Below are 18991 nucleotides of genomic sequence, written 5' to 3'. Positions count from 1 at the left end.
GCTCACAGCACCCTCCCGGTGAAACGGTAACGAGGAATCCGCGCAGCCCGGGGCACGCCGTCGGCGCCCTCCCACTGCACGTGCTCCGTGTCGCCCGTCGATGCGCCCTGCGCAGCTGCGAGCGAGAGAAGGCCGACGACGCTCGCGACGCCCTGGGTCGCCGGAAAGCTCTCCAGCACCTCACCGATCGACGCGTCGCCACGCTCGTCGAGCAGCGCATTGACGTTGCGTGTCAGCTCCTCGAAATCGATCTCGGTCTCGCGCGCGAGGGCCCGCAGGTCCTCGATGCTCACAGGGTCCGTCGCATGCAGAACGACATCCTCCGGTGCGTCGTACGCGGCCGGATCGAGAAGACGGAGCGCTCCGGCGCTACGCACCGGTACCGCCGACAGCTCGAGGCGCCGCGAGGTCGCAGCGTAGGGCTTGGTGCGCGCACTCGCCCGCTGGGCGGCGGCCAGAGCGTCACGCAGCTCGCGCCGGAGCACACGGTCACGCTGATACTCGTGGGATTGCACGTACCGACGCAGGCCCCGCGCGAAGGAGGTCACGACGTCGTGAATCTCCGCGCTGCGCTCCTTGAGCGTGCGGAGCAGTCTGCGGAGGAATCGCCGCTCGGCGAGCGTCAGGGCGCCCGCGAACTCGCGCTCCAGAACGCTCCGGATGTCGTCCTCCAATGCCTGCCCTCGTTCGGGGTCGAGGACGAGCGCGGAGAAGCCCGAGAAGCTTCGCCCGGCGTCCGACTGGTCGATCAGGTCGACACCGCGGAAGATCTCGTCCAGCACCGCCTTCTGTGCCTCATCCGACTCGAGCACACGCGTACGCAGGTCGCGATTGAGGCTCTCGAACTCGGCCCGCACACGCGCGAAATCACTCGGGATGTCCTCCGCAAGCGTCAGAACCTCGCGCACCCGCTCCATGGCTCGCTCCGGATCGAGCGTCGGCGCCTCACCCCGATTGACCGCCTCGATCTCGGCATCGATCCGCTCTCTCTGCTCCTCGAGACGGGCGATCCGGGTGCGTGCATCCGGGTCGGAGTCGACGGCGAGCCGGTGCAGCTGGTCGGCGATGCTTGTCAGACGGGATTCCGTCGCCGTCTGCCGCGGTTGTGCCAGCTGGTTCAGAAGGCGGATCGCGGCGAGGGCCGCGGGAGACAACTCGAACGTCTCGCCGCGACTCGACTCGGCCGGGCGACGCACGAGGTATCCGGCCTGCCGCCAATCGGTGCAGTATGCGCGCGCAGTGAGAGGAAGGTCGAAGCCGTGCGCACGCAGGTCGTCGAGGTCGACATCGATTCGCTCATACAGCTCCTCGCTCTCGATGCGGCGCTCCTCTCCGCCCAGATGCGCGTCCAGGATCGCCGCGATCACCGGCGCGTTGTCGGCGCGCAGCAGACGCCACGCCTCGTTCTCGTCGAGGAGTCTGGTGAGCGCATGAGCCTGCGCCAGAGCTCCCATCGCCTCACCCTCCGTTCCGGCCTGCTCCCGGGTCAATCTTGGGGCATGGCGCGGACATTCTTCAGTCCGGGCATGCGCGTACCGAGCTCGAAGCCGCCGGCACCCACTGAGCTAGCTGTTGCGGCTCTGCTTCTCGCGGATGAGGTCGAGCGCGATCACCGATCCGATGACGGCGGCGCGCTGCGCGTCGCTCAGGCCGTCGGCCAGCTGCACCACGTAGGTCGACTTGCCGAGCAGGGCGTTGCTCATACCCGACCACTGCCGCGACACGGTCGCCATGACGCCGTGCGCGCCCACCACCCGGAACTCGAAGCCCCACAGGTTGCCCTCGAGCTCGATCGGCTCGCCCATCAGGTCGACCGAGACGCGCATCTTGAAGAACGTGATCCGCTTGACGAGGCTCGCGAGCGGATTCCCCTGACCGTCGAGGATCTCCATGCGATCGCGCCCGAGCGTCATGGTGTCCTTCACCTGGATGATCGGGTTGCCGGGGCCGTCGAACACGGTGAGCTCGCGGGCGCCCACGAGCATCCGGCCCATCGTGCTGCCGCCGGTCTCGACGTGGGCGACCTGCTGTCCCTGAACGTCCAGGATCGCGAAGTCGTTCTTCGAGAAGTTCCTCGTCTGCTGGAAGACGAGCACGTTGTTGCGCAGGAGCGACATGCGACCGATCCTTCCACCCCCGCGCGTTCACCGCACGGTCTATCGGATGTCGGCGGCGGATGCCATGATCCAGACGTGACCGGGCATTCCGGCCCGGCGCTCAGCGACGAGGGGATCGGATCATGGCGTTCAAGGTTTCGCCGTACATGGGCTTCAACGGGCGGGCGGCCGACGCGCTCGCGTTCTACCAGGCGGTGTTCGGCGGCTCGCTCGACATCACCCGCTACCGCGACATGCCGATGGAGGACATGCCGGGCGACCCGGACTGGGTGATGCACGGCCAGCTCGAGCTGGAGAACGGCATCAGGCTCATGGCGGCCGACGGCCCGGAGGCCCGCACGAGCGGCAACGTCGAGATCTGCCTCTACGGCGACGACGAGGCCGAGCTCGAGCGCTGCTTCGAGGCGCTGAGCGACGGCGGCACGGTCGAGCTCCCCTTCGAGCCGGCGCCGTGGGGCAGCTACTTCGGCCAGGTGAAGGACCAGTTCGGCATCGTCTGGATGCTCGAGGGCGGCAGCACGGGCGACCAGCCCGCGGAGTGACGCGCGCCGCCCGGGTTGCGGAACCGATCGGTTGCGGAGCGGAGCGCCGGAGGCCGCGCAGATGAAGCGACCACCGCAACACACCCGCTTCACCCACGCACAGGCCCACCGGCAGACTGGCACGCATGGATCCTCTCGACGCGCTCACCGAGATCGCCTTCCTGTTGGAGCGCGAGCGGTCGTCGCGCTACAAGTCGAAGGCCTTCCGCACCGCGGCCGACGTCATCGCGGGGCTCACCGCCGAGGAGCTGAACGATGCCGCGGCCCTGCGCCGGCGGCCCGGCATCGGGGAGACGACGTTCCGCGTGATCCAGGAGGCGCTCGCGGGCGAGGTGCCGTCCTACCTCGCGGAGCTGCGCACCCGCACGGGCGTGGCCGGGCGCAGCGCGCTGCGGGAGGCCCTGCGGGGCGACCTGCACTGCCACTCCGACTGGTCAGACGGCCTCACACCGATCGACGCGATGGTCGCCGCCGGACGCCGCCTCGGCCACGAGTACCTGGCGCTCACCGATCACTCCCCGCGCCTGCGCGTCGCCAACGGCCTCTCGGCCGAGCGCCTGGAGCGGCAGCTCGAGGTCGTGGCCACGCAGTCGGGCGACGGCTTCACCCTGCTCAGCGGGATCGAGGTCGACATCCTCGCCGACGGCGGGCTGGACCAGGACGACGCGCTGCTGGACAGGCTCGATGTCGTGGTCGCCAGCGTCCACTCCGAGCTGCGGATGGATGCGGCGAGCATGACGAGGCGCATGCTCGCCGCCGTCCGGAACCCGCGCACCGACGTCCTGGGCCACTGCACGGGGCGGCTCGTCGAGGGGTCGCGGGGCACACGCCCGCCCTCGGAGTTCGATGCGCGAGCGGTGTTCGAGGCCTGCGCGGAGCACGGCGTGGCCGTGGAGATCAACTCGCGGCCCGAGCGGCAGGATCCACCCGACGAGCTCCTCGCGCTCGCCCACGAGCTCGGCTGCCTCTTCTCGATCGACAGCGACGCCCACGCCCCCGGGCAGCTGTCGCTGCTGGACTACGGGGCCGAGCGGGCCGAGCGCGCGGGTGTGCCGGCCGACCGCATCATCACGACGTGGCCGCTCGAGTGGCTGCGCACCTGGCTCGACCGCGACCGCGGGTGAGCCACCGCTACTCCCCCGTGCCGAGCTCCTCCGAGCCGATGGGCGTGAGCGCGTCGGGCAGGTCGCCGTCGGCGGGCTCGAAGGTCTCCACCTCGACCTCTCCCCGCAGCCGAGCCACGGCCTCGCGGAACTGCTCGTCCAGCGCCGCGACGGCGCGCTCGGCATCGCCGTCGCGGAGGGCGCCGATCAGCGAGCGATACGTCTCGGACACCTCCCGGCGCACCGAGTACCCGTCGGGCGCGCTGAACGCGGCGATGCGCGTCTCGAGCGCCAGCGTCGACATCGCGCGGCTCAGGCGCGGACTGCCCGACGCGTCGACCAGCGTCTGGTGGAACTCGAGATCCGCGTTGCCGGCGTCGATCGCGTCGTCGCCGGCGCTGCGTCGCACGAGATCCTCGTACGCGCGCTCGATCGCATCGACGGACGACATCCGCTCGTCGCGCACGATCCTCCGGATGGCCTGCCCCTCCACCGCCAGCCGCGCCTCGTAGACGTCGGCCACCTCCTCGGGACCGATCGTCGTCACCCGCAGGCCGCGTCCGGGCACCGAGGTGAGCACGCCCTCCTCGACGAGCCGCTGCGCCGCCTCGCGCAGCGGTCCCCTGCTCACGCCGAGCTGCTCGGCGATCTCCACCTCGCCGATCTGCGCGCCGACGGGCAGCGCACCCGAGCGGATGGCCTTGCGCAGCTCCACCGCGATGAGATGCGCCGTCGAGGTGCGCGCCACGCGGAAGACGGAGCTCTGGCCCCCTCGCGCCCTGCCGGTCATCCCCGTCCTTCCGTTCCGCTGCCTGCGCCGATCCTAATCGCCCCCTTCGGCTCCCTCCGGACCATGCCGTCCCATGGTAACGATACGGTATATCTGTCAACAATCAGCGCCGTCGAATGTACATGTGTACGCAAACTCCGTAAGGTGATCGACGGCCCACCCGAGGGTCGCCGGTGCGACGCGCCGCAGCAGACAGAAGAGGAGCATCGATGACGAAGCGGACCCTGACCACGATCGGAATGTCGACCGCGGCGGTGGCGGCCCTGGCACTCGCCGGCTGCTCCTCGACCGCGACGGACCCCGATGCCAGCACGCTCGAGCGCGCGCAGGAGGAGGGCACCATCACCCTCGCGGTCGCGTCCGAGCGCCCCTACTCGTGGGTGGACGAGAGCGGCGAGCCCACCGGCGCTACCATCGCGATGCACAAGGAGATCTTCGGCAACCTCGGCATCGACGACATCGAGGTCGAGGAGGTCGCGTGGGACAACCTCATCCCGGGCCTCAACGCCGGTCGCTGGGACGTCATCAGCGCGGGGATGTCGATCCTTCCCGACCGCTGCGCCGAGGCGGCGTTCAGCGAGCCCGAGATCATGTACACCACCGCGCTGGCCGTGCCCGCGGGCAACCCCGAGGGGCTCACCGACCTCGACTCGGTCGCCGCGGCCGACGGCGTCACGCTCGCGGTGCAGTCGGGTGCGATCGAGGACGGCTACGCCGACGAGCTCGGCATCACCGACAAGATCGAGGTCGACACCGCCAGCTCCGGCCTCGAGGCCGTGCAGACCGGGCGCGCCGACGCCTTCGCGCTCACCGCCGTGTCGCTCAACTGGATGACCGAGGACATGGACGACCTCGAGACCACCGAGCCGTTCGTGCAGGAGATCGACGGCGTGGAGCAGATCGGCGCGGGATCGACCGTGTTCCGCAAGCAGGACACCGCGCTGCTCGAGGCCTACAACGCCGAGCTCGAGAAGATCAAGGGTGACGAGCAGACGTACCTCGACCTGGTGGAGCCGTTCGGCTTCACGGCCGAGAACCTGCCGCCGGCCGACCTGACCGCCGAGCAGCTCTGCGCCGGCGAGGTCGAGTGAGCGGGGCGCGGACCACTCGTGACCGATAATCTCGAGGCGCTCGGAAGGGCGCTGCCGCGGATCCTCGACGGGTTGCTGATCACCCTCGAGCTCACCGTGGGCGGCGCTCTCCTGGCGTTCGTCGTCGCCGTCGTCTTCGGGCTGCTCGCCCGCTTCCAGAACATCCTGATCCGCGGCATCGCCCGCGTCTTCATCGAGTTCTTCCGGGGCACGTCGCTGCTCGTGCAGCTGTTCTTCCTGTTCTTCGTGCTGCCGCTGCCGCCCATCAACCTCGAGATGGAGCCCGTGCTCGTGGGCATCGTCGCGCTGGGGCTGAACTACGGCGCGTACGGCGCCGAGGTGGTCCGCGGATCGATCAACGCGGTCCCCGCAGGGCAGTGGGAGGCGACGACGGCCCTGAGCCTGTCGCGCTTCCAGCGCATGCGCCGGGTGATCTTCCCCCAGGCGTGGGCGCTCATGATCCCGTCGCTGAACAACCTGCTGATCCAGCTGCTCAAGGGCACCGCGGCCGTGTACCTCATCACGATCGTCGACCTGACGGCCGAGCTGAACCGGCTGCGCGTCGACACCGACGTGTTCTTCGCGTACAGCATCGGCCTCATCCTGTACTTCGCCCTGGCCTACCTGCTGAGCCTCGTCATGAACGCGCTCGAGGTGCGCGCCAAGCACCGCCTCGGGCAGGGCGAGTCGCTGCGTGAGGCGCTGCGCTTCGCGAAGGCCGACACGAAGGGGACCGCCGCATGATCGATGAGAGCCCCTGGAACTGGGACCACGCGCTCGCGGCGCTGCCGCAGCTGCTGCAGGGCTTCTTCACCGTCACGCTGCTCGTGACGGTGGTCGGCAGCGCCATCGCCGCGCTGCTCGGCCTCGTCGTGGCGCTCGTGCGCCGCACGGCGCCGCGCCCCGTCGCGGGCGTCGTGGCGTTCGTCATGAACTTCGTGCGGATGACGCCCATTGTCGTCCAGCTGCTGTTCGCCTACTACGCCTTCACGAGCGTGCCGCCGATCGTGCTGGGGATCGTCATCTTCGGCATCCACTACGCCAGCTACATGGCCGAGGTGTACCGGGCCGGGATCGACGCCGTGCCGCGCGGCCAGTGGGAGGCCGCCACGGCGCTGTCGATGTCGCCGCGGCGCACCTGGACCGCCGTGGTCATCCCGCAGGCGGTGCGATCCACGCTGCCGGCGCTCGGCAACTACGTCATCTCGATGTTCAAGGACACGCCGTTCCTCGCGGTCATCACCGTGACCGAGCTCGTGCGCGCCGCGCAGCTGTACGGCGGCCAGCACTTCCGCTACATCGAGGCGATCACCCTCGCGGGCCTCATCTTCCTGGCCGCGAGCTACCCGACATCCGTCCTCATCGGGCGATTGGAGAAGCGACTTGCCTACCGTTCCTGAGACCCACACCGGAGCCATCGCGCTGAGCGACGGCGAGGTGCCGGCCATCCGATTCGACAAGGTCGAGAAGCGGTTCGGCGACCACGTCGTGCTGCACGACCTCGACTTCACTGTGCGCCGGGGCGACCGCGTCACGCTCATCGGCCCGAGCGGATCGGGCAAGACGACGATCCTGCGCCTCCTCATGACGCTCGAGGAGGCCGACGCGGGGTACATCCTCATCGACGGGCAGCCGCTGACGCACGCCCGCCGCGGCGACCGGCGCGTGGCGCTCAAGGAGAAGCACCGCAACGAGATGCGCAAGCGCATCGGCATGGTGTTCCAGCAGTTCAACCTCTTCCCGAACATGACGGTGATGCAGAACATCATCGAGGCGCCCGTGCACGTGCTCGGGCTGTCGAAGGACGAGGCGATCGCCCGCGGCCGGCAGCTGCTGGAGAAGGTCGGCCTGCCCGACAAGGAGGACGCGCACCCCACCTCGCTGTCGGGCGGGCAGCAGCAGCGCGTGGCGATCGCCCGCGCCCTCGCCATGGAGCCCGAGATCCTGCTGCTCGACGAGGTCACGAGCGCGCTGGACCCCGAGGTCGTCGGCGAGGTCCTGAACATCCTCCGCGACGTCGCCGCCACCACCGACGTGACGATGCTCATCGTCACGCACGAGATGCAGTTCGCGCGCGACGTGTCCAACCGGGTGCTGATGTTCGACGGCGGCCGGATCGTGGAGGAGGGCTCCCCGGAGAAGATCTTCGGCTCCCCCGACGAGCAGCGCACGAAGGACTTCCTCTCCGCCGTGCTGTGAGCGCTGCGCCCTGACCGGGCCCCTCAGCTGAAGCTCGCCGCGACGCCGTTGCGGTGGTACTCGAAGATGAGGCTCGTCCGCGTGGCGGCGACGAAGGGCTGGGTCGACAGATTGTCGACGACGAACTGCCGCACCTCGCTCGAGTCGCCCACGGCGATGTGCACCATGAAGTCGTCGGTGCCGCCCAGGAAGAACAGCTGCACGACCTGCGGCAGCGCGCGCACCTCGTCCGCGAAGCTCACGATGCTGTCGTGCCGTGTGCCGCCGCGCAGCGTCACGCCGATGATCGCCTGCAGGCCCCGCCCGAGCCGGCGGTGGTCGACGCTCGCGTGGAAGCCCGTGATGACGCCGCGCTCCACGAGCGATCGCGTGCGGGCGTGCGCGGTGGACGGCGCGATGTCGAGCGCGGCGGCGAGGTCGGCGTTCGTGATGCGGCCATCGCGCTCCAGGATCTCCACGATCCGCTGGTCCGTCTCGTCGAGCTCGATGGGTCGAAGCTTCTTCGGATCGGACGGCACCATCGCATCGGTCATGCAGGCGATCGTACGTGATCGGCACGGGATGCCGAAGGGTCTTCGGGCGTTACGCGGCGGAAACGAATCTCCTGCGATTCTCGACGCAACCGAACACCCGTGTCGCTGAACGAGGAGCCCCGATGCGCGTCGGCATCCCCACCGAGATCAAGAACAACGAGAACCGCGTGGCCATCACGCCCGCGGGGGTCGACGCCCTCGCGCGGCGCGGACACGAGGTGCTCGTGCAGGCCGGCGCCGGCGCCGGGTCGCGCATCTCGGACGCCGACTTCGCCGCCGCCGGCGCCCGGATCGTGCCGAGCGCCGCCGACGTGTGGGGCGATGCCGAGCTGCTCGTGAAGGTGAAGGAGCCGATCGCCGAGGAGTACCCGCACCTGCGCGACGACCTCACGCTCTTCGCCTACCTGCACCTCGCGGCCGACCGTCCGCTCACCGACGCGCTCGTCGCCGCCGGCACCACGGCCGTCGCCTACGAGACGGTGCAGCTGCCCGATCGCTCCCTGCCGCTGCTCACCCCGATGAGCGAGGTGGCGGGACGCCTGTCGATCGCCGTCGGCTCCTACCACCTCATGCGCGCGCAGGGCGGGCGGGGCGCCCTGCTGGGCGGCGTCGCCGGCACGCGCCGCGGCAAGGTCGTCGTCATCGGCGGCGGGGTTGCCGGCGAGCACGCCGCCGCGAACGCGCTCGGCCTCGGCGCGCAGGTGACCGTCCTCGACGTGAACCTGCCCCGGCTGCGCGAGCTGGAGCACCGCTACGGCAACGGCCTGCAGACCGCGCACTCCACGCGCTACGCCATCGCCGAGGCGCTGGCCGACGCGGATCTCGTGATCGGGTCGGTGCTCATCCCCGGGGCTGCCGCGCCGAAGCTCGTCACCGACGACATGGTCGCGGGCATGAAGCCCGGCGCCGTGCTCGTCGACATCGCGATCGACCAGGGCGGCTGCTTCGAGGGATCGCACGCGACGACCCACGACGACCCGACCTTCGCGGTGCACGACACCCTCTACTACTGCGTCGCCAACATGCCAGGCGCCGTGCCCGAGACCTCCACGCGCGCGCTCACGAACGCCACGCTGCCGTACCTCACCGCGATCGCCGAGCGCGGCTGGGACGCGGCCGCGGCGGCCGACGCGGCCCTCGCCAAGGGCCTCAACGTGCGCGCTGGCCAGGTCACGAACGCGGGCGTCGCGAGCGCCTTCGGCTACGCCCTGGCCAGCTGATCCGCCTCAGCTCTCGTCGCGCTCCTGCGCCAGCTCGTCCACGATGAGGCTCTCGGGGTTGTAGGTGCCGTTGCGGTACGCCTGCCTGCCCACCATGTGCGCCGACAGCGGCGCGGTCGCCAGCTGGATGAGCACGACGGGCACGAGCATCGCCAGCACGGGCCACGACCGCATCGTGAGCGCGATCGCCGTGGCGATCAGCAGCAGCCCGAGCACCTGCGGCTTCGTCGCGGCGTGCAGGCGCGAGAGCACGTCGCCCAGGCCCAGCAGGCCGATCGACGCGATGAGGCACAGCAGCGCGCCCGCCAGCACGAGCACCAGCGCGACGGCGTCGAGCACGGATTCGAGGGTCACTGGTCCCTCCTCGCCACGAAGCGGGCCACCGCCACGGTGCCGAAGACGCCGACGGCCGCGATGATCAGCATGATGGGCAGCGTCTCGGTGTGACGGTTGATCACCATCTCGGCCCCGATCAGGCACATCACCTCGGTGAGCAGCACATCGCTCGCCACGGCGCGATCCAGGATCGACGGCCCGCGCACGAGGCGCACGAGCGCGATCGCCGCCGCCGCGGCGAAGACCACGGCGATGATCGTCACGAGCACGCCCGTCATTCCGCACCTCCCGCATCCGCGTGATCCGCGTCCGCCCGATCCGCGATGGGCTCGGCGCCGTCGCGCAGCGCGCGCAGCTGAGCCCTCGTGCCCACGGCCGCGACGGCGCGCTCCTCCCAGTGCTGCACGCGGCGGCGCTGCGCCTCGACCGCCGCCTCGTCCCTCATGCCGATCGCGTGCAGGTAGACCACCCGGCGCTCGCGGTCCGCCTCGATCACCGTGGATCCGGGGATCAGGGAGGAGGCGACGGCGACGTGCGTCATGATCAGGTCGTCGTCCACGCGCAGCGGCACCCGGATGATGGCGGCGCGCGTCGGGCCGGGGCGCAGCACCTCCCACGTCACGCTCAGCGCACCCTGGACGAGCTCGACGAGGAACGTCACCCCGAACACCACGCCGTACCAGAGGTTGACGCGCCCCGACATCTGGGCGGCGGGAAGCCGGAACCACGTGCTCACGAAGATCGCGACGAGCACGCCCGTGATCAGCGCCAGCATGGTGAGCTGCCCCCACAGCAGCATCCAGAGCACGACCAGCCAGACGAAGAACGGCAGCTGCCGCCAGAACAGCTTCAGACGGGCGCGGAGATCGATCACGGCTGCGCCTCCACATCATCGAGCTCGACGAGCGAGATGGGCTGGAGCAGCGATTGGCCGATCCGGTCGCAGATGGCGTACAGCGGCCCGGCGAACACCGTCAGGCCCACCGAGAGCACGACCATGCCGCACGTGGCCGCCGTCATGATGCGCGGGATCACCCGGCGCTCGCTCTGCTGCTGCGCCTCGGGCGATCCGCCGAGGTAGGCGATGCGCGCCTCCGTCTCGCTCGAGTCCTCCTGCTCGCGCCAGAACGACAGGTTCCACGCCCGCATCAGCGCGTACAGCGTGAGAAGGGACGTGACGATCCCGCCCACGATGAGCACGTACATCAGCGGATCGCCCTGCTCGGCGGCCGCGTCGAACAGCGCGTACTTGCCCAGGAACCCCGAGAAGGGCGGCAGCCCGCCGAGGTTCAGGGCGGGGATGAAGTAGAGCACGGCGATGAGCGGAGCGGCCGCCATGAGCCCCTTGACCTTCAGGATCGACGTCGATCCCGCGCGCCGCTCGATGAGCCCGACCGCGAGGAACAGCGTCGTCTGCACCACGATGTGGTGGACCATGTAGTAGATCGTCGCGCCGACGGCGGCCTCGGTGCTGATCGCGAGCCCGAACACCATGTAGCCCACGTGGCTCACGAGCGTGAACGACAGGATCCGCTTCAGCTCGGCCTGCGCCACGGCGCCGAGGATGCCGACGATCATCGTGGCGAGCGCGACGATCAGCAGCAGCGGATTGATGTCGCTGTCGTAGAACAGCTGCGTCTCCGTGCGGATGAGCGCGTACACGCCCACCTTCGTCAGCAGGCCCGCAAACACCGCCGTCACCGGCGCGGGCGCCGTCGGATACGAGTCGGGCAGCCAGAACGACAGCGGAAACACGGCCGCCTTGATGGCGAAGGCCAGCACGAGCAGCAGGTGCAGCAGCAGCTGCACGTCGTCGGGCAGCTCGACCATGCGCTCGGCGATGTGCGCCATGTTCACCGTGCCGAGCGCGCCGTAGATCATCGCGATCGCCGAGAGGAACAGGATGCTCGACACGAGCGAGACGACGATGTACACGGTGCCGGTGCGGATGCGCGACTCCGTGCTGCCGAGCGTGATGAGCACGTACGAGGCCACGAGCAGGATCTCGAAGCCCACGTAGAGGTTGAACAGGTCGCCGGCGATGAACGCGTCGAAGATGCCCGCCGCGAGGATGAGGTAGGAGGGGTGGAAGATCGACACGGGCGTCTCGTCGTCGCCGTCCGCGGCGCCCTGGCCGACCGAGAACAGGAGGACGGCGAGCAGCACGACGCTCGAGACGGCCACGAGCAGGGCCGACAGCCGGTCGACGTACAGCACGATGCCGAAGGGCAGGTCCCAGCCCGCCACGCTCACGGCGAGCGGGTTGCCGGCGTCGACGACGAGCAGCAGCACGACGGCGATGACGAACGTCAGCGTGAGCGTGGCGATCGACACGCTCACCTGCCAGCGGCGGTGATGCCCGAGCACGAGCGTGATGGCCGCCCCGAGCAGGGGCAGCACCACGAGCATCGGCACGAGGAGGCTCCAGCTCATCGCTTCCCCTCCCCTTCGCCGTACCCGTCGGCAACCGATCCGCCGGCCGCCGATCCGCCGGCCGCCGATCCGTCCCCGTCTTCCGGCCCGTCGTCCGAGCCGTCGACGCCGTATGCACCCGTCGGCATATCGACCGGTGCGTTCTCCGCGATCGCCGACATGTCGGCCGAGCCGAGCACGCGCAGCGGGATGGGCGCGCCGTCGACGAACTCCGTCGTCGCCTCGTCCTCGGTGGCGGCGTCCTCCGCCTCGTCCTCCATGGCGTCCTCGGTGCCCGCCGCGGTCTCGCGCAGGGCGAGATCCTCGGCGTCGTCCATGACGGTGTCGGCCTGGCCCAGCTGCCACGAGCGGTAGATGAGGGCCAGCAGGAACGCGCTCACGGCGAACGTGATGACGATGGCGGTGAGCATGAGCGCCTGCGGCAGCGGATCGCTCTGCGGTTCGTCGGCACCATAGAAGGGCGCGGTCCCCGGGAAGCCCATGACGATGAGAAGCAGCAGGTTCGTCGCGTTGCCCAGCAGCAGGAAGCCGATGAGAACGCGCGTCAGGCTGCGCTCGAGCATGGCGTAGACGCCGCCGGCGTACAGCGCGGCCATGACGATCACGAGGGTGAGCGAGACGCTCATCGCGTCACCTCCACGCCGCCGGTGTGGGCATCGGGCGACGGCGAGCTGTGGAACGTCTCGTCCGAGGACTCCTTCAGCTGCTTGTCGACCTCGGCCCCGAGGCTGCGCAGCACGTCGAGCACGAGCCCGATGACGACCAGGTAGACGCCCATGTCGAAGATCGTCGAGCTGACGAACTCGATGTGGCCGACCACCGGCAGGTCGGCCTCCCACACCGCGCGGGTGAGCGGGTCGAGGCCGAAGAGCATGGGGGCGAGCGCCGTGCCGACGGCCAGGATCATGCCCACGCCCAGCAGCTGACCGGCGTCGCCCGGGGCGGCCGCGCCCAGCTCCCAGCGCCCGCCGGCCACGTAGCGCATGACGAGGGCCATGCCCGCGACGAGGCCGCCGGCGAAGCCGCCGCCCGGCAGGTTGTGGCCGGCGAAGAGCAGGTAGATCGACACGACGATGATCGTGTGGAACAGGATCCGCACGACCACCTCGAGGATGATCGAGCGCGATTCGGCGCGCAGCTTCTGGCCGCCCACGAGCCAGGCGCGCGGGCTGTCGCGGTTGTCGGCCGTCTGCGGGCGCAGGCCGTCGGTGGTCTCGACGAGCGGCCGGCGCGAGGCCTTGTTCGCGGCGATCCGGCTGCGCAGCGGCAGCCGCCGGCTCAGGCGGGTGAGGGTGTTGTCGGTGCGATGCGTCACGAACACGAGCGAGGCGACGCCCGTCGCGGCGAGGACGAGCACCGACAGCTCGCCCATCGTGTCCCACCCGCGCAGGTCGACCAGCGCGACGTTGACGACGTTCTTGCCGTGCCCGATCTCGTACGCGAGCTCGGTCCACGACGCCGACACCGGTTCGTGCACGCGCGCGCCCGTGGCGATGACGACGAGGAACGCCATGGTCACGCCGACGGCGACGCCGATCACGGCGCGCAGCAGCGGCACCGAGCTGCCGCTGTGGGCGCCCAGCCGCGACGGCAGCCGGCGCAGGACGAGCGCGAACGCCACGAGCGTGACCGCCTCGACGAGCACCTGCGTGAGCGCGAGATCGGGCGCGCCCATGCTCGCGAACAGGGCGACCATGCCGAGGCCCGTGACCGAGACGAGCACGACGCCCGTGTAGCGCTTGCGGGCCATCACGGCGATGATCCCCGCGAGGATCATGATCGGCGCGGCGGCGAGCTGGAGGGGGTGCTGCCAGGCATCGAGCTCGACGCGCCACTCGCGGCCCGCGAGCAGCACCGTGCCCTCGGCCGCGATGAAGACGAGGAACACCGTGCCGACGTAGATGGGGAGCGATCCGCGCTGCGTGAAGCGCGTGACGATCACCGACAGGCGATCGACGGCGCGCACGGCGAGGAAGTACACGTCCGACGCCGTGAACGGCAGCACCCGGCCGGACGCGTCCCAGCGGCTCGCGCGGGCAGCCCAGAACACGACCGCGCCGAGGGCGAGCGTGCCGAGCGAGATGAACAGCGCGGGCTGCAGGCCGTGCCACAGCACGAGGTGCCCGTGCGCCTCGCCCGGCGCGGTGTCGGCGTACGGCGCGAGAAGCCGCTCGATCCACGGCCCCGCGAATCCGCCCGCGAGCGCCAGGACGGCCAGGGTGATGGGGGCGGCGAGGAAGCCGAGCGGCGGATCGGGCCACTCGGTCGTGGGCCGGGGGTGCCCGGCCCCGTCGCGCTTGACCCAGAAGGCGCCCCACAGGAAGCGGATGCCGTAGGCCACCGTGAGCACCGACCCGAGCGACACCCCGATGAGCGCGGCCCAGCCCCACCCGCCGCCGGCGAGCGCGTCGTCGACGAGCGCGGTGAGCGCGGCCTCCTTGGCGACGAAGCCGAGCGTGGGCGCGACGCCGGCCATCGACGCCACGGCCACGAGCGAGACGATCGCCATCGTGGGCGCCTGCCGCGCGAGCCCGCTGAGCTCGTCCACGTCGCGCGTGGACAGCTGCCGGTCGATGACGCCGACGACGAGGAAGAGCGTCGACTTGAACAGGGCGTGCGCGAGCACGAGCGCCCCGCCCGCGAGCGCCGCGTCGCGCGTGCCGAAGCCCACGACGACCGCGATGAACCCGAGCTGGCTCACGGTGCCGAACGCGAGGATGCGCTTCAGGTCTTTCTCGCGCAGGGCCTGGACGCCGCCGAGCAGCATCGTGAGCAGCCCGAGCGAGACGACGATGGGCCGCCACGGCCCCGTCTCGGCGAAGAAGGGCGCGAACAGGGCGAGCAGGTAGACGCCCGCCTTCACCATGGCCGCGGCGTGCAGGTAGGCGCTCACCGGTGTGGGGGCCGCCATCGCGCCGGGCAGCCAGAAGTGGAAGGGGAAGATGGCCGACTTGCTCAGCGCGCCCACGAGCACGAGCACGAGTGCCGCGTTCACCATCGCGCCCGCCGGCGGGTCGGCGAGCAGGGCCGAGATGCTCGTCGTGCCGCTGACGGCGACGAGCATCACGACGCCCACGAGCATCACGAGCCCGCCGAGCGTCGTCACGAGGAGCGCCTGCAGCGCGGCGCGGCGACTGGCGGCGCGCAGGTGGTTGTGCCCGATCAGGAGGTACGACAGGATGCTCGTCGCCTCCCAGAACATCACGAGCAGCACGAGGTCGTCCGTGAGCACGAGCCCGTACATCGCGCCGGCGAACGCGAGCAGCACGCTCGCGAACCGCCCGATCCCGTCGGCCGTGCCGCGGAAGTAGACGACGCAGTAGATCATCACGAGCGCGCCGACGCCCGTGACGATGAGCGCCATCAGTGCGCCGAGCGCGTCGAGCTGCATGGAGAGGCGGATGTCGAGCGCCTCGATCCACACCCACGACTCGGTGACGACCCCGCCGTCGGCCACGAGCGGCAGCTGCAGCACCGTGTGCACGAAGGCCGCGAGGGGGAACACGGCGGCGACGAGGAAGACGCGGGGGCCGAGCGGCCGCGCGAGCAGCGCCGTGAGGACGGAGCCCACCGCGAACGACAGCAGCAGAGCGAGCATGGGCGGCTCCTCTCGCTCTGCCGAGCAGGGGTCATCGTGGGCTTTTGTCTATTCTAGCGGGCACTGCCGTGGCGGCGCTGGTCGATCCATTCCGCCGCGGGAATGTCATGCCAGCGCCCGGATGAGTTCGAGGTGCTCCGCGGCGTCGTCGGCGGCCGTGATCCCGCGCACGACGACCTCGTCGACGATCCCCTCGTACTCCCGCAGTCGCGACGGGATGTCCGCCGGATCGTCGGCAAGGATCGCGGAGGCGGCGGGCTCGTACCCGTACCGGGCGAAGTTCGCCGCGTAGGTGGGGATCGCGCCGTACCGTTCCGCCTCCTCCCGCAGCCGGTCGTGTGCCGGCGGCAGCGCCGTGCGCACGTAGAGGGCGAGCTGCGAGCCGCCCTCGGGGTCGTCGGCGTCGCGATCCGCCCGCGCCTGCCGCGCGGCCTCCGGGGTGAGCCAGTTCAGGAGCACGCCGTCGGCCTCGGTCACGCCGAGCCGCCGCATCCGCGGGCCCAGCGCGCCCACGACGACCGGCACGCCGAGGTCCGCCCGCAGCCGCGCCGCCGCCTCGCCCACGGTCGTGAGCGGGCTCGGCTTCGCGCTCGCCCCGATGCCGATCACCGTGCGCTCCGGCGGCAGCCGCAGCGCGCGCACCCGCGCGACGATCTCGTCCGCCGGGTACAGGTCCACCGGGATCACGCCGGCGGCCACGCGCAGCGTCGTCGTCTCGGCGGCGGCCGCGGCCATGGCGCCCAGCGCGTCGCCGTGCCGCCCCGGCTGGTTCACCCAGAGGGTGTCGACGCCCGCCCTCTCGAGCTCGGGCGCGATCGCCCGTACCGTCTCCACCGCCAGCCCACCCGTGATCCCGTACCCGATGCGCATGACCTCAACCTATCCGCGCGCGCCGGCCGGCGGCAGGGGCGGCGACCGCGGGGAGGGGTGGCGGGTAGGCTCATCCGGTGCGCCTCGTCATCGCCCAGTGCTCCGTGGACTACACCGGCCGGCTCAACGCGCACCTGCCGCTCGCCAAGCGCGTGCTCATGCACAAGGGCGACGGCAGCGTGCTCATCCACTCCGACGGCGGCTCGTACAAGCCGCTGAATTGGATGAGCCCGCCGTGCCGCGTCGACGTGATGGCGCCGGAGGAGGAGCTCGCCGAGGCGGGCGTCGTCGAGGTGTGGAAGGTCACGCACCAGAAGACCGGCGACGCGCTGACGGTGCGGATCCACGAGATCTTCAGCGACTCCTCGCACGACCTCGGCGTGGACCCCGGCCTCATCAAGGACGGCGTCGAGTCCGACCTGCAGCGCCTGCTGGCCGAGCAGGTGGAACGGATCGTGGAGGGCGCGACCCTCGTGCGCCGCGAGTACCCCACCGCGATCGGCCCGGTCGACCTGCTCGTGCGCGACGCGCAGGGCGCGCCGATCGCCGTCGAGGTGAAGCGCCGCGGCGACATCGACGGCGTCGAGCAGCTCACCCGATACCTCGAGCTGCTGGGGCGGGATCCGATCCTCACGGGCATCCGGGGCGTGTTCGCCGCCCAGGAGATCAAGCCGCAGGCGCGCGTGCTGGCCGAGGACCGCGGCATCACCTGCCTCGTGCTCGACTACGACGACATGAAGGGCATCGAGTCGGGCGTGCCCCGCCTGTTCTGATCCCGGCGCCTCGAGTGCGGTTGCGCGCCCGACGGCTCCGGCCACACGGGCGAGCACGGGAGGGGGTCGACCGCGTTCCGGCGCGATCGACCCCCTCCCGTCTGCTCAGTGCGCGGCGCGGTACAGCACCGGCTCGGGCAGCCCGTGCGCGGCTCGCACCCGGCGTGAGAGACCCTCGATCGCCATGAGCGCGGCGACGACCATATCGGCGGTGACGGGGAACGGCAGGTTGTGGATCGTCTCGTCCGGCACTGTTGCGGCCTCGGCGACGGCCCGCAGCTCCGCGGTGTCCTCGGGGCTCAGGCCGATCTCGGTGAGGGTGTTCGGCAGCCCCACCCTCGTCGTGAAGACGATGAAGTCCTCGATCTCCTCGGTCGGCGCTCCCTCCATCACCAGCTGCGTGACCGATCCGATGTTCACCTTCTGCCCGTGGGTGAGGCCGTGGGTCTGCGGCGCCGCGGTGAGACCGTTGTGGATCGCGTGCGCGCCCGCGAGCCCGCCCGACTCGAACCCGAGACCGGACAGCAGAGTGTTCGCCTCGACGACGGCCTCGAGGGCGGGGGTGACGACATTCGCCCGGACCGCGTCGAGCGCGGGCAGGGCGTTCTCCCACAGGATCTCCCACGACAGCCGCGCAAGAGCGGTGCCTGCCCGCGTGGGCCGCCCGCCCGCCATCGTGGCACCCCGACCGCGCTGCGTCGCGCGCGCCTCGATCCACGTCGCCAGGGCGTCTCCGATGCCCGCGACGAGGAACTTCTCGGGCGCGCCGGCGACGAGCCGCGTGTCGATGAGGACCAGGTCCGGGTTGTGCGGGAAGAAGCGGTACTCGATGAACTCGCCCTCCTCGCTGTAGATCACGGCGAGCGCGGAGGTCGGCGCGTCCGAGGAGGCCGCCGTCGGAACGCTTGCCCAGCGGATCCCGGCGAGGTGCCCGGCCGACTTGGCGGCGTCGATCGCCGATCCGCCGCCGAGCCCCACGATCACGTCGTGCCCGCCGGCGCGGATCGTCTCGGCGAGACCATCCACCGCCTCGGGCGTCGCGAAGCGACCGAAGCCGACCCGCGCGACGGGCAGCCCTGCGGCCTCGAAGCCCGTCGTGAGGACCCCCTCGACCAGGCCCCAGACGACATCGTCCGCCACGAGGAGCGGGTTGCCGCCGAGTCCCTTGAGATGCATGCCGAGATCGGCGATCGCGTTCTTCCCCTGCACGTAACGGGCAGGGCTGGCCAGTACGGAGATGGACATGGTTCCTTCTTCCTCGAATCCCTCATCGGCGTGCTCGTCCGGCGGCCTCTGCGGCAGAATGCTCCTCGCAGGCGCAGTCTGCCCGGTTCCCGTCGACATGTCGATTCTCGTCCCCCGCCGGGGGAACACGCCAGCGGTCGC

General features: G+C 70.8%; 20 protein-coding genes. 8 read left to right on the top strand and 12 right to left on the bottom strand.

Features of this window, described 5'->3' with window-relative positions:
- Nucleotides 1–2: 2 nt before the first annotated feature.
- Together ACWDR7_RS00685 and ACWDR7_RS00680 are read right to left on the bottom strand one after the other, a co-directional pair.
- Nucleotides 3–1454, bottom strand: coding sequence for a DUF3375 domain-containing protein (locus tag ACWDR7_RS00685; RefSeq protein ID WP_449853019.1), 1452 nt, complete (start codon nucleotides 1452–1454; stop codon nucleotides 3–5).
- A 111-nt stretch (nucleotides 1455–1565) separates the two neighbouring features.
- Nucleotides 1566–2117: an LURP-one-related/scramblase family protein gene (locus tag ACWDR7_RS00680; protein ID WP_449853018.1), complete on the bottom strand. Its 552-nt coding sequence runs from the start codon at nucleotides 2115–2117 to the stop codon at nucleotides 1566–1568.
- Between the two features lie 122 nt (nucleotides 2118–2239).
- Between ACWDR7_RS00680 and ACWDR7_RS00675 the strand changes: the two genes are divergently transcribed.
- Nucleotides 2240–2659, top strand: a complete 420-nt coding sequence (locus tag ACWDR7_RS00675; RefSeq protein ID WP_449853017.1) for a VOC family protein — start codon at nucleotides 2240–2242, stop codon at nucleotides 2657–2659.
- Nucleotides 2660–2784: 125 nt separating this feature from the next.
- Entirely contained in the window at nucleotides 2785–3783 is a 999-nt protein-coding gene (locus ACWDR7_RS00670) for a PHP domain-containing protein (protein WP_449853016.1), read from the top strand.
- 7 nt (nucleotides 3784–3790) lie between these two features.
- Here the strand turns inward: ACWDR7_RS00670 and ACWDR7_RS00665 are convergent, their stop codons facing one another.
- Complete coding sequence (locus ACWDR7_RS00665; RefSeq protein ID WP_449853015.1) at nucleotides 3791–4552, bottom strand: GntR family transcriptional regulator; 762 nt, start codon at nucleotides 4550–4552, stop codon at nucleotides 3791–3793.
- A gap of 209 nt (nucleotides 4553–4761) precedes the next feature.
- Between ACWDR7_RS00665 and ehuB the strand changes: the two genes are divergently transcribed.
- From ehuB to ehuA, 4 genes are read left to right on the top strand one after another with little or no spacing between them, the layout of a single operon-like run.
- Nucleotides 4762–5643, top strand: coding sequence for an ectoine/hydroxyectoine ABC transporter substrate-binding protein EhuB (gene ehuB / locus ACWDR7_RS00660; RefSeq protein WP_449853014.1), 882 nt, complete (start codon nucleotides 4762–4764; stop codon nucleotides 5641–5643).
- A gap of 18 nt (nucleotides 5644–5661) precedes the next feature.
- The gene (gene ehuC / locus ACWDR7_RS00655; RefSeq protein WP_449853013.1) at nucleotides 5662–6387 is read left to right on the top strand and encodes an ectoine/hydroxyectoine ABC transporter permease subunit EhuC; all 726 of its coding nucleotides are present in this window, start codon (nucleotides 5662–5664) and stop codon (nucleotides 6385–6387) included.
- Nucleotides 6384–7043 carry an ectoine/hydroxyectoine ABC transporter permease subunit EhuD gene (gene ehuD / locus ACWDR7_RS00650; RefSeq protein WP_449853012.1) on the top strand — a complete coding sequence of 220 codons (660 nt, stop codon included), beginning with the start codon at nucleotides 6384–6386 and terminating at the stop codon, nucleotides 7041–7043. Before ehuC ends, ehuD begins: the two co-directional genes overlap by 4 nt.
- The gene (gene ehuA / locus ACWDR7_RS00645; protein WP_449853011.1) at nucleotides 7027–7842 is read left to right on the top strand and encodes an ectoine/hydroxyectoine ABC transporter ATP-binding protein EhuA; all 816 of its coding nucleotides are present in this window, start codon (nucleotides 7027–7029) and stop codon (nucleotides 7840–7842) included. Before ehuD ends, ehuA begins: the two co-directional genes overlap by 17 nt.
- 23 nt (nucleotides 7843–7865) lie before the next feature.
- Here the strand turns inward: ehuA and ACWDR7_RS00640 are convergent, their stop codons facing one another.
- Nucleotides 7866–8375, bottom strand: coding sequence for an Lrp/AsnC family transcriptional regulator (locus ACWDR7_RS00640; RefSeq protein WP_449853010.1), 510 nt, complete (start codon nucleotides 8373–8375; stop codon nucleotides 7866–7868).
- 122 nt (nucleotides 8376–8497) lie between these two features.
- Between ACWDR7_RS00640 and ald the strand changes: the two genes are divergently transcribed.
- On the top strand, nucleotides 8498–9595 hold the full coding sequence (gene ald / locus ACWDR7_RS00635; RefSeq protein ID WP_449853009.1) for an alanine dehydrogenase: 1098 nt from the start codon (nucleotides 8498–8500) through the stop codon (nucleotides 9593–9595).
- 6 nt (nucleotides 9596–9601) lie between these two features.
- Here the strand turns inward: ald and mnhG are convergent, their stop codons facing one another.
- The 7 genes from mnhG to ACWDR7_RS00600 all read right to left on the bottom strand — a co-directional run bounded on the left by mnhG (nucleotide 9602) and on the right by ACWDR7_RS00600 (nucleotide 16832).
- Nucleotides 9602–9949 (bottom strand): monovalent cation/H(+) antiporter subunit G, encoded by a 348-nt coding sequence (gene mnhG / locus ACWDR7_RS00630; RefSeq protein ID WP_449853008.1) that lies wholly within the window; start codon nucleotides 9947–9949, stop codon nucleotides 9602–9604.
- A complete protein-coding gene (locus ACWDR7_RS00625) occupies nucleotides 9946–10209 on the bottom strand; it encodes a monovalent cation/H+ antiporter complex subunit F (protein WP_449853007.1) in 264 nt (87 codons plus the stop codon). Before ACWDR7_RS00625 ends, mnhG begins: the two co-directional genes overlap by 4 nt.
- Complete coding sequence (locus tag ACWDR7_RS00620) at nucleotides 10206–10805, bottom strand: Na+/H+ antiporter subunit E (RefSeq protein WP_449853006.1); 600 nt, start codon at nucleotides 10803–10805, stop codon at nucleotides 10206–10208. Before ACWDR7_RS00620 ends, ACWDR7_RS00625 begins: the two co-directional genes overlap by 4 nt.
- Complete coding sequence (locus ACWDR7_RS00615) at nucleotides 10802–12364, bottom strand: Na+/H+ antiporter subunit D (RefSeq protein WP_449853005.1); 1563 nt, start codon at nucleotides 12362–12364, stop codon at nucleotides 10802–10804. Before ACWDR7_RS00615 ends, ACWDR7_RS00620 begins: the two co-directional genes overlap by 4 nt.
- Nucleotides 12361–12990 carry a Na(+)/H(+) antiporter subunit C gene (locus tag ACWDR7_RS00610; protein WP_449853004.1) on the bottom strand — a complete coding sequence of 210 codons (630 nt, stop codon included), beginning with the start codon at nucleotides 12988–12990 and terminating at the stop codon, nucleotides 12361–12363. The genes ACWDR7_RS00615 and ACWDR7_RS00610 overlap by 4 nt, the downstream gene beginning before the upstream one ends.
- Nucleotides 12987–15962 (bottom strand): Na+/H+ antiporter subunit A, encoded by a 2976-nt coding sequence (locus ACWDR7_RS00605; protein WP_449853003.1) that lies wholly within the window; start codon nucleotides 15960–15962, stop codon nucleotides 12987–12989. Before ACWDR7_RS00605 ends, ACWDR7_RS00610 begins: the two co-directional genes overlap by 4 nt.
- A 105-nt stretch (nucleotides 15963–16067) precedes the next feature.
- Nucleotides 16068–16832, bottom strand: coding sequence for an LLM class flavin-dependent oxidoreductase (locus ACWDR7_RS00600; protein ID WP_449853002.1), 765 nt, complete (start codon nucleotides 16830–16832; stop codon nucleotides 16068–16070).
- A gap of 77 nt (nucleotides 16833–16909) precedes the next feature.
- Here ACWDR7_RS00600 and nucS point away from each other — a divergent pair, with 77 nt between their 5' ends.
- Nucleotides 16910–17605, top strand: a complete 696-nt coding sequence (gene nucS / locus ACWDR7_RS00595) for an endonuclease NucS (RefSeq protein ID WP_449853001.1) — start codon at nucleotides 16910–16912, stop codon at nucleotides 17603–17605.
- A 105-nt stretch (nucleotides 17606–17710) separates the two neighbouring features.
- Here nucS and ACWDR7_RS00590 read toward each other — a convergent pair whose 3' ends face one another.
- Nucleotides 17711–18850 carry a glycerol dehydrogenase gene (locus tag ACWDR7_RS00590; RefSeq protein ID WP_449853000.1) on the bottom strand — a complete coding sequence of 380 codons (1140 nt, stop codon included), beginning with the start codon at nucleotides 18848–18850 and terminating at the stop codon, nucleotides 17711–17713.
- Nucleotides 18851–18991 lie beyond the last annotated feature (141 nt).

Source organism: Microbacterium sp. NPDC003461 (assembly GCF_053588335.1).
This window is presented reverse-complemented; position numbering and strand designations above follow the sequence as displayed.

Excerpts from the sequence above, each read along its gene's own strand:
- ACWDR7_RS00625 (WP_449853007.1), bottom strand. The coding sequence starts at position 10,209 with ATGACGGGCGTGCTCGTGACGATCATCGCCGTGGTCTTCGCCGCGGCG.
- ACWDR7_RS00615 (WP_449853005.1), bottom strand. The coding sequence starts at position 12,364 with ATGAGCTGGAGCCTCCTCGTGCCGATGCTCGTGGTGCTGCCCCTGCTC.
- ACWDR7_RS00680 (WP_449853018.1), bottom strand. The coding sequence starts at position 2,117 with ATGTCGCTCCTGCGCAACAACGTGCTCGTCTTCCAGCAGACGAGGAAC.
- ACWDR7_RS00685 (WP_449853019.1), bottom strand. The coding sequence starts at position 1,454 with ATGGGAGCTCTGGCGCAGGCTCATGCGCTCACCAGACTCCTCGACGAG.
- ACWDR7_RS00640 (WP_449853010.1), bottom strand. The coding sequence starts at position 8,375 with ATGACCGATGCGATGGTGCCGTCCGATCCGAAGAAGCTTCGACCCATC.
- ACWDR7_RS00675 (WP_449853017.1), top strand. The coding sequence starts at position 2,240 with ATGGCGTTCAAGGTTTCGCCGTACATGGGCTTCAACGGGCGGGCGGCC.
- ald (WP_449853009.1), top strand. The coding sequence starts at position 8,498 with ATGCGCGTCGGCATCCCCACCGAGATCAAGAACAACGAGAACCGCGTG.
- ACWDR7_RS00600 (WP_449853002.1), bottom strand. The coding sequence starts at position 16,832 with ATGCGCATCGGGTACGGGATCACGGGTGGGCTGGCGGTGGAGACGGTA.
- ACWDR7_RS00590 (WP_449853000.1), bottom strand. The coding sequence starts at position 18,850 with ATGTCCATCTCCGTACTGGCCAGCCCTGCCCGTTACGTGCAGGGGAAG.
- ACWDR7_RS00605 (WP_449853003.1), bottom strand. The coding sequence starts at position 15,962 with ATGCTCGCTCTGCTGCTGTCGTTCGCGGTGGGCTCCGTCCTCACGGCG.
- ehuB (WP_449853014.1), top strand. The coding sequence starts at position 4,762 with ATGACGAAGCGGACCCTGACCACGATCGGAATGTCGACCGCGGCGGTG.
- ACWDR7_RS00665 (WP_449853015.1), bottom strand. The coding sequence starts at position 4,552 with ATGACCGGCAGGGCGCGAGGGGGCCAGAGCTCCGTCTTCCGCGTGGCG.
- ACWDR7_RS00610 (WP_449853004.1), bottom strand. The coding sequence starts at position 12,990 with ATGAGCGTCTCGCTCACCCTCGTGATCGTCATGGCCGCGCTGTACGCC.
- ehuD (WP_449853012.1), top strand. The coding sequence starts at position 6,384 with ATGATCGATGAGAGCCCCTGGAACTGGGACCACGCGCTCGCGGCGCTG.
- ACWDR7_RS00670 (WP_449853016.1), top strand. The coding sequence starts at position 2,785 with ATGGATCCTCTCGACGCGCTCACCGAGATCGCCTTCCTGTTGGAGCGC.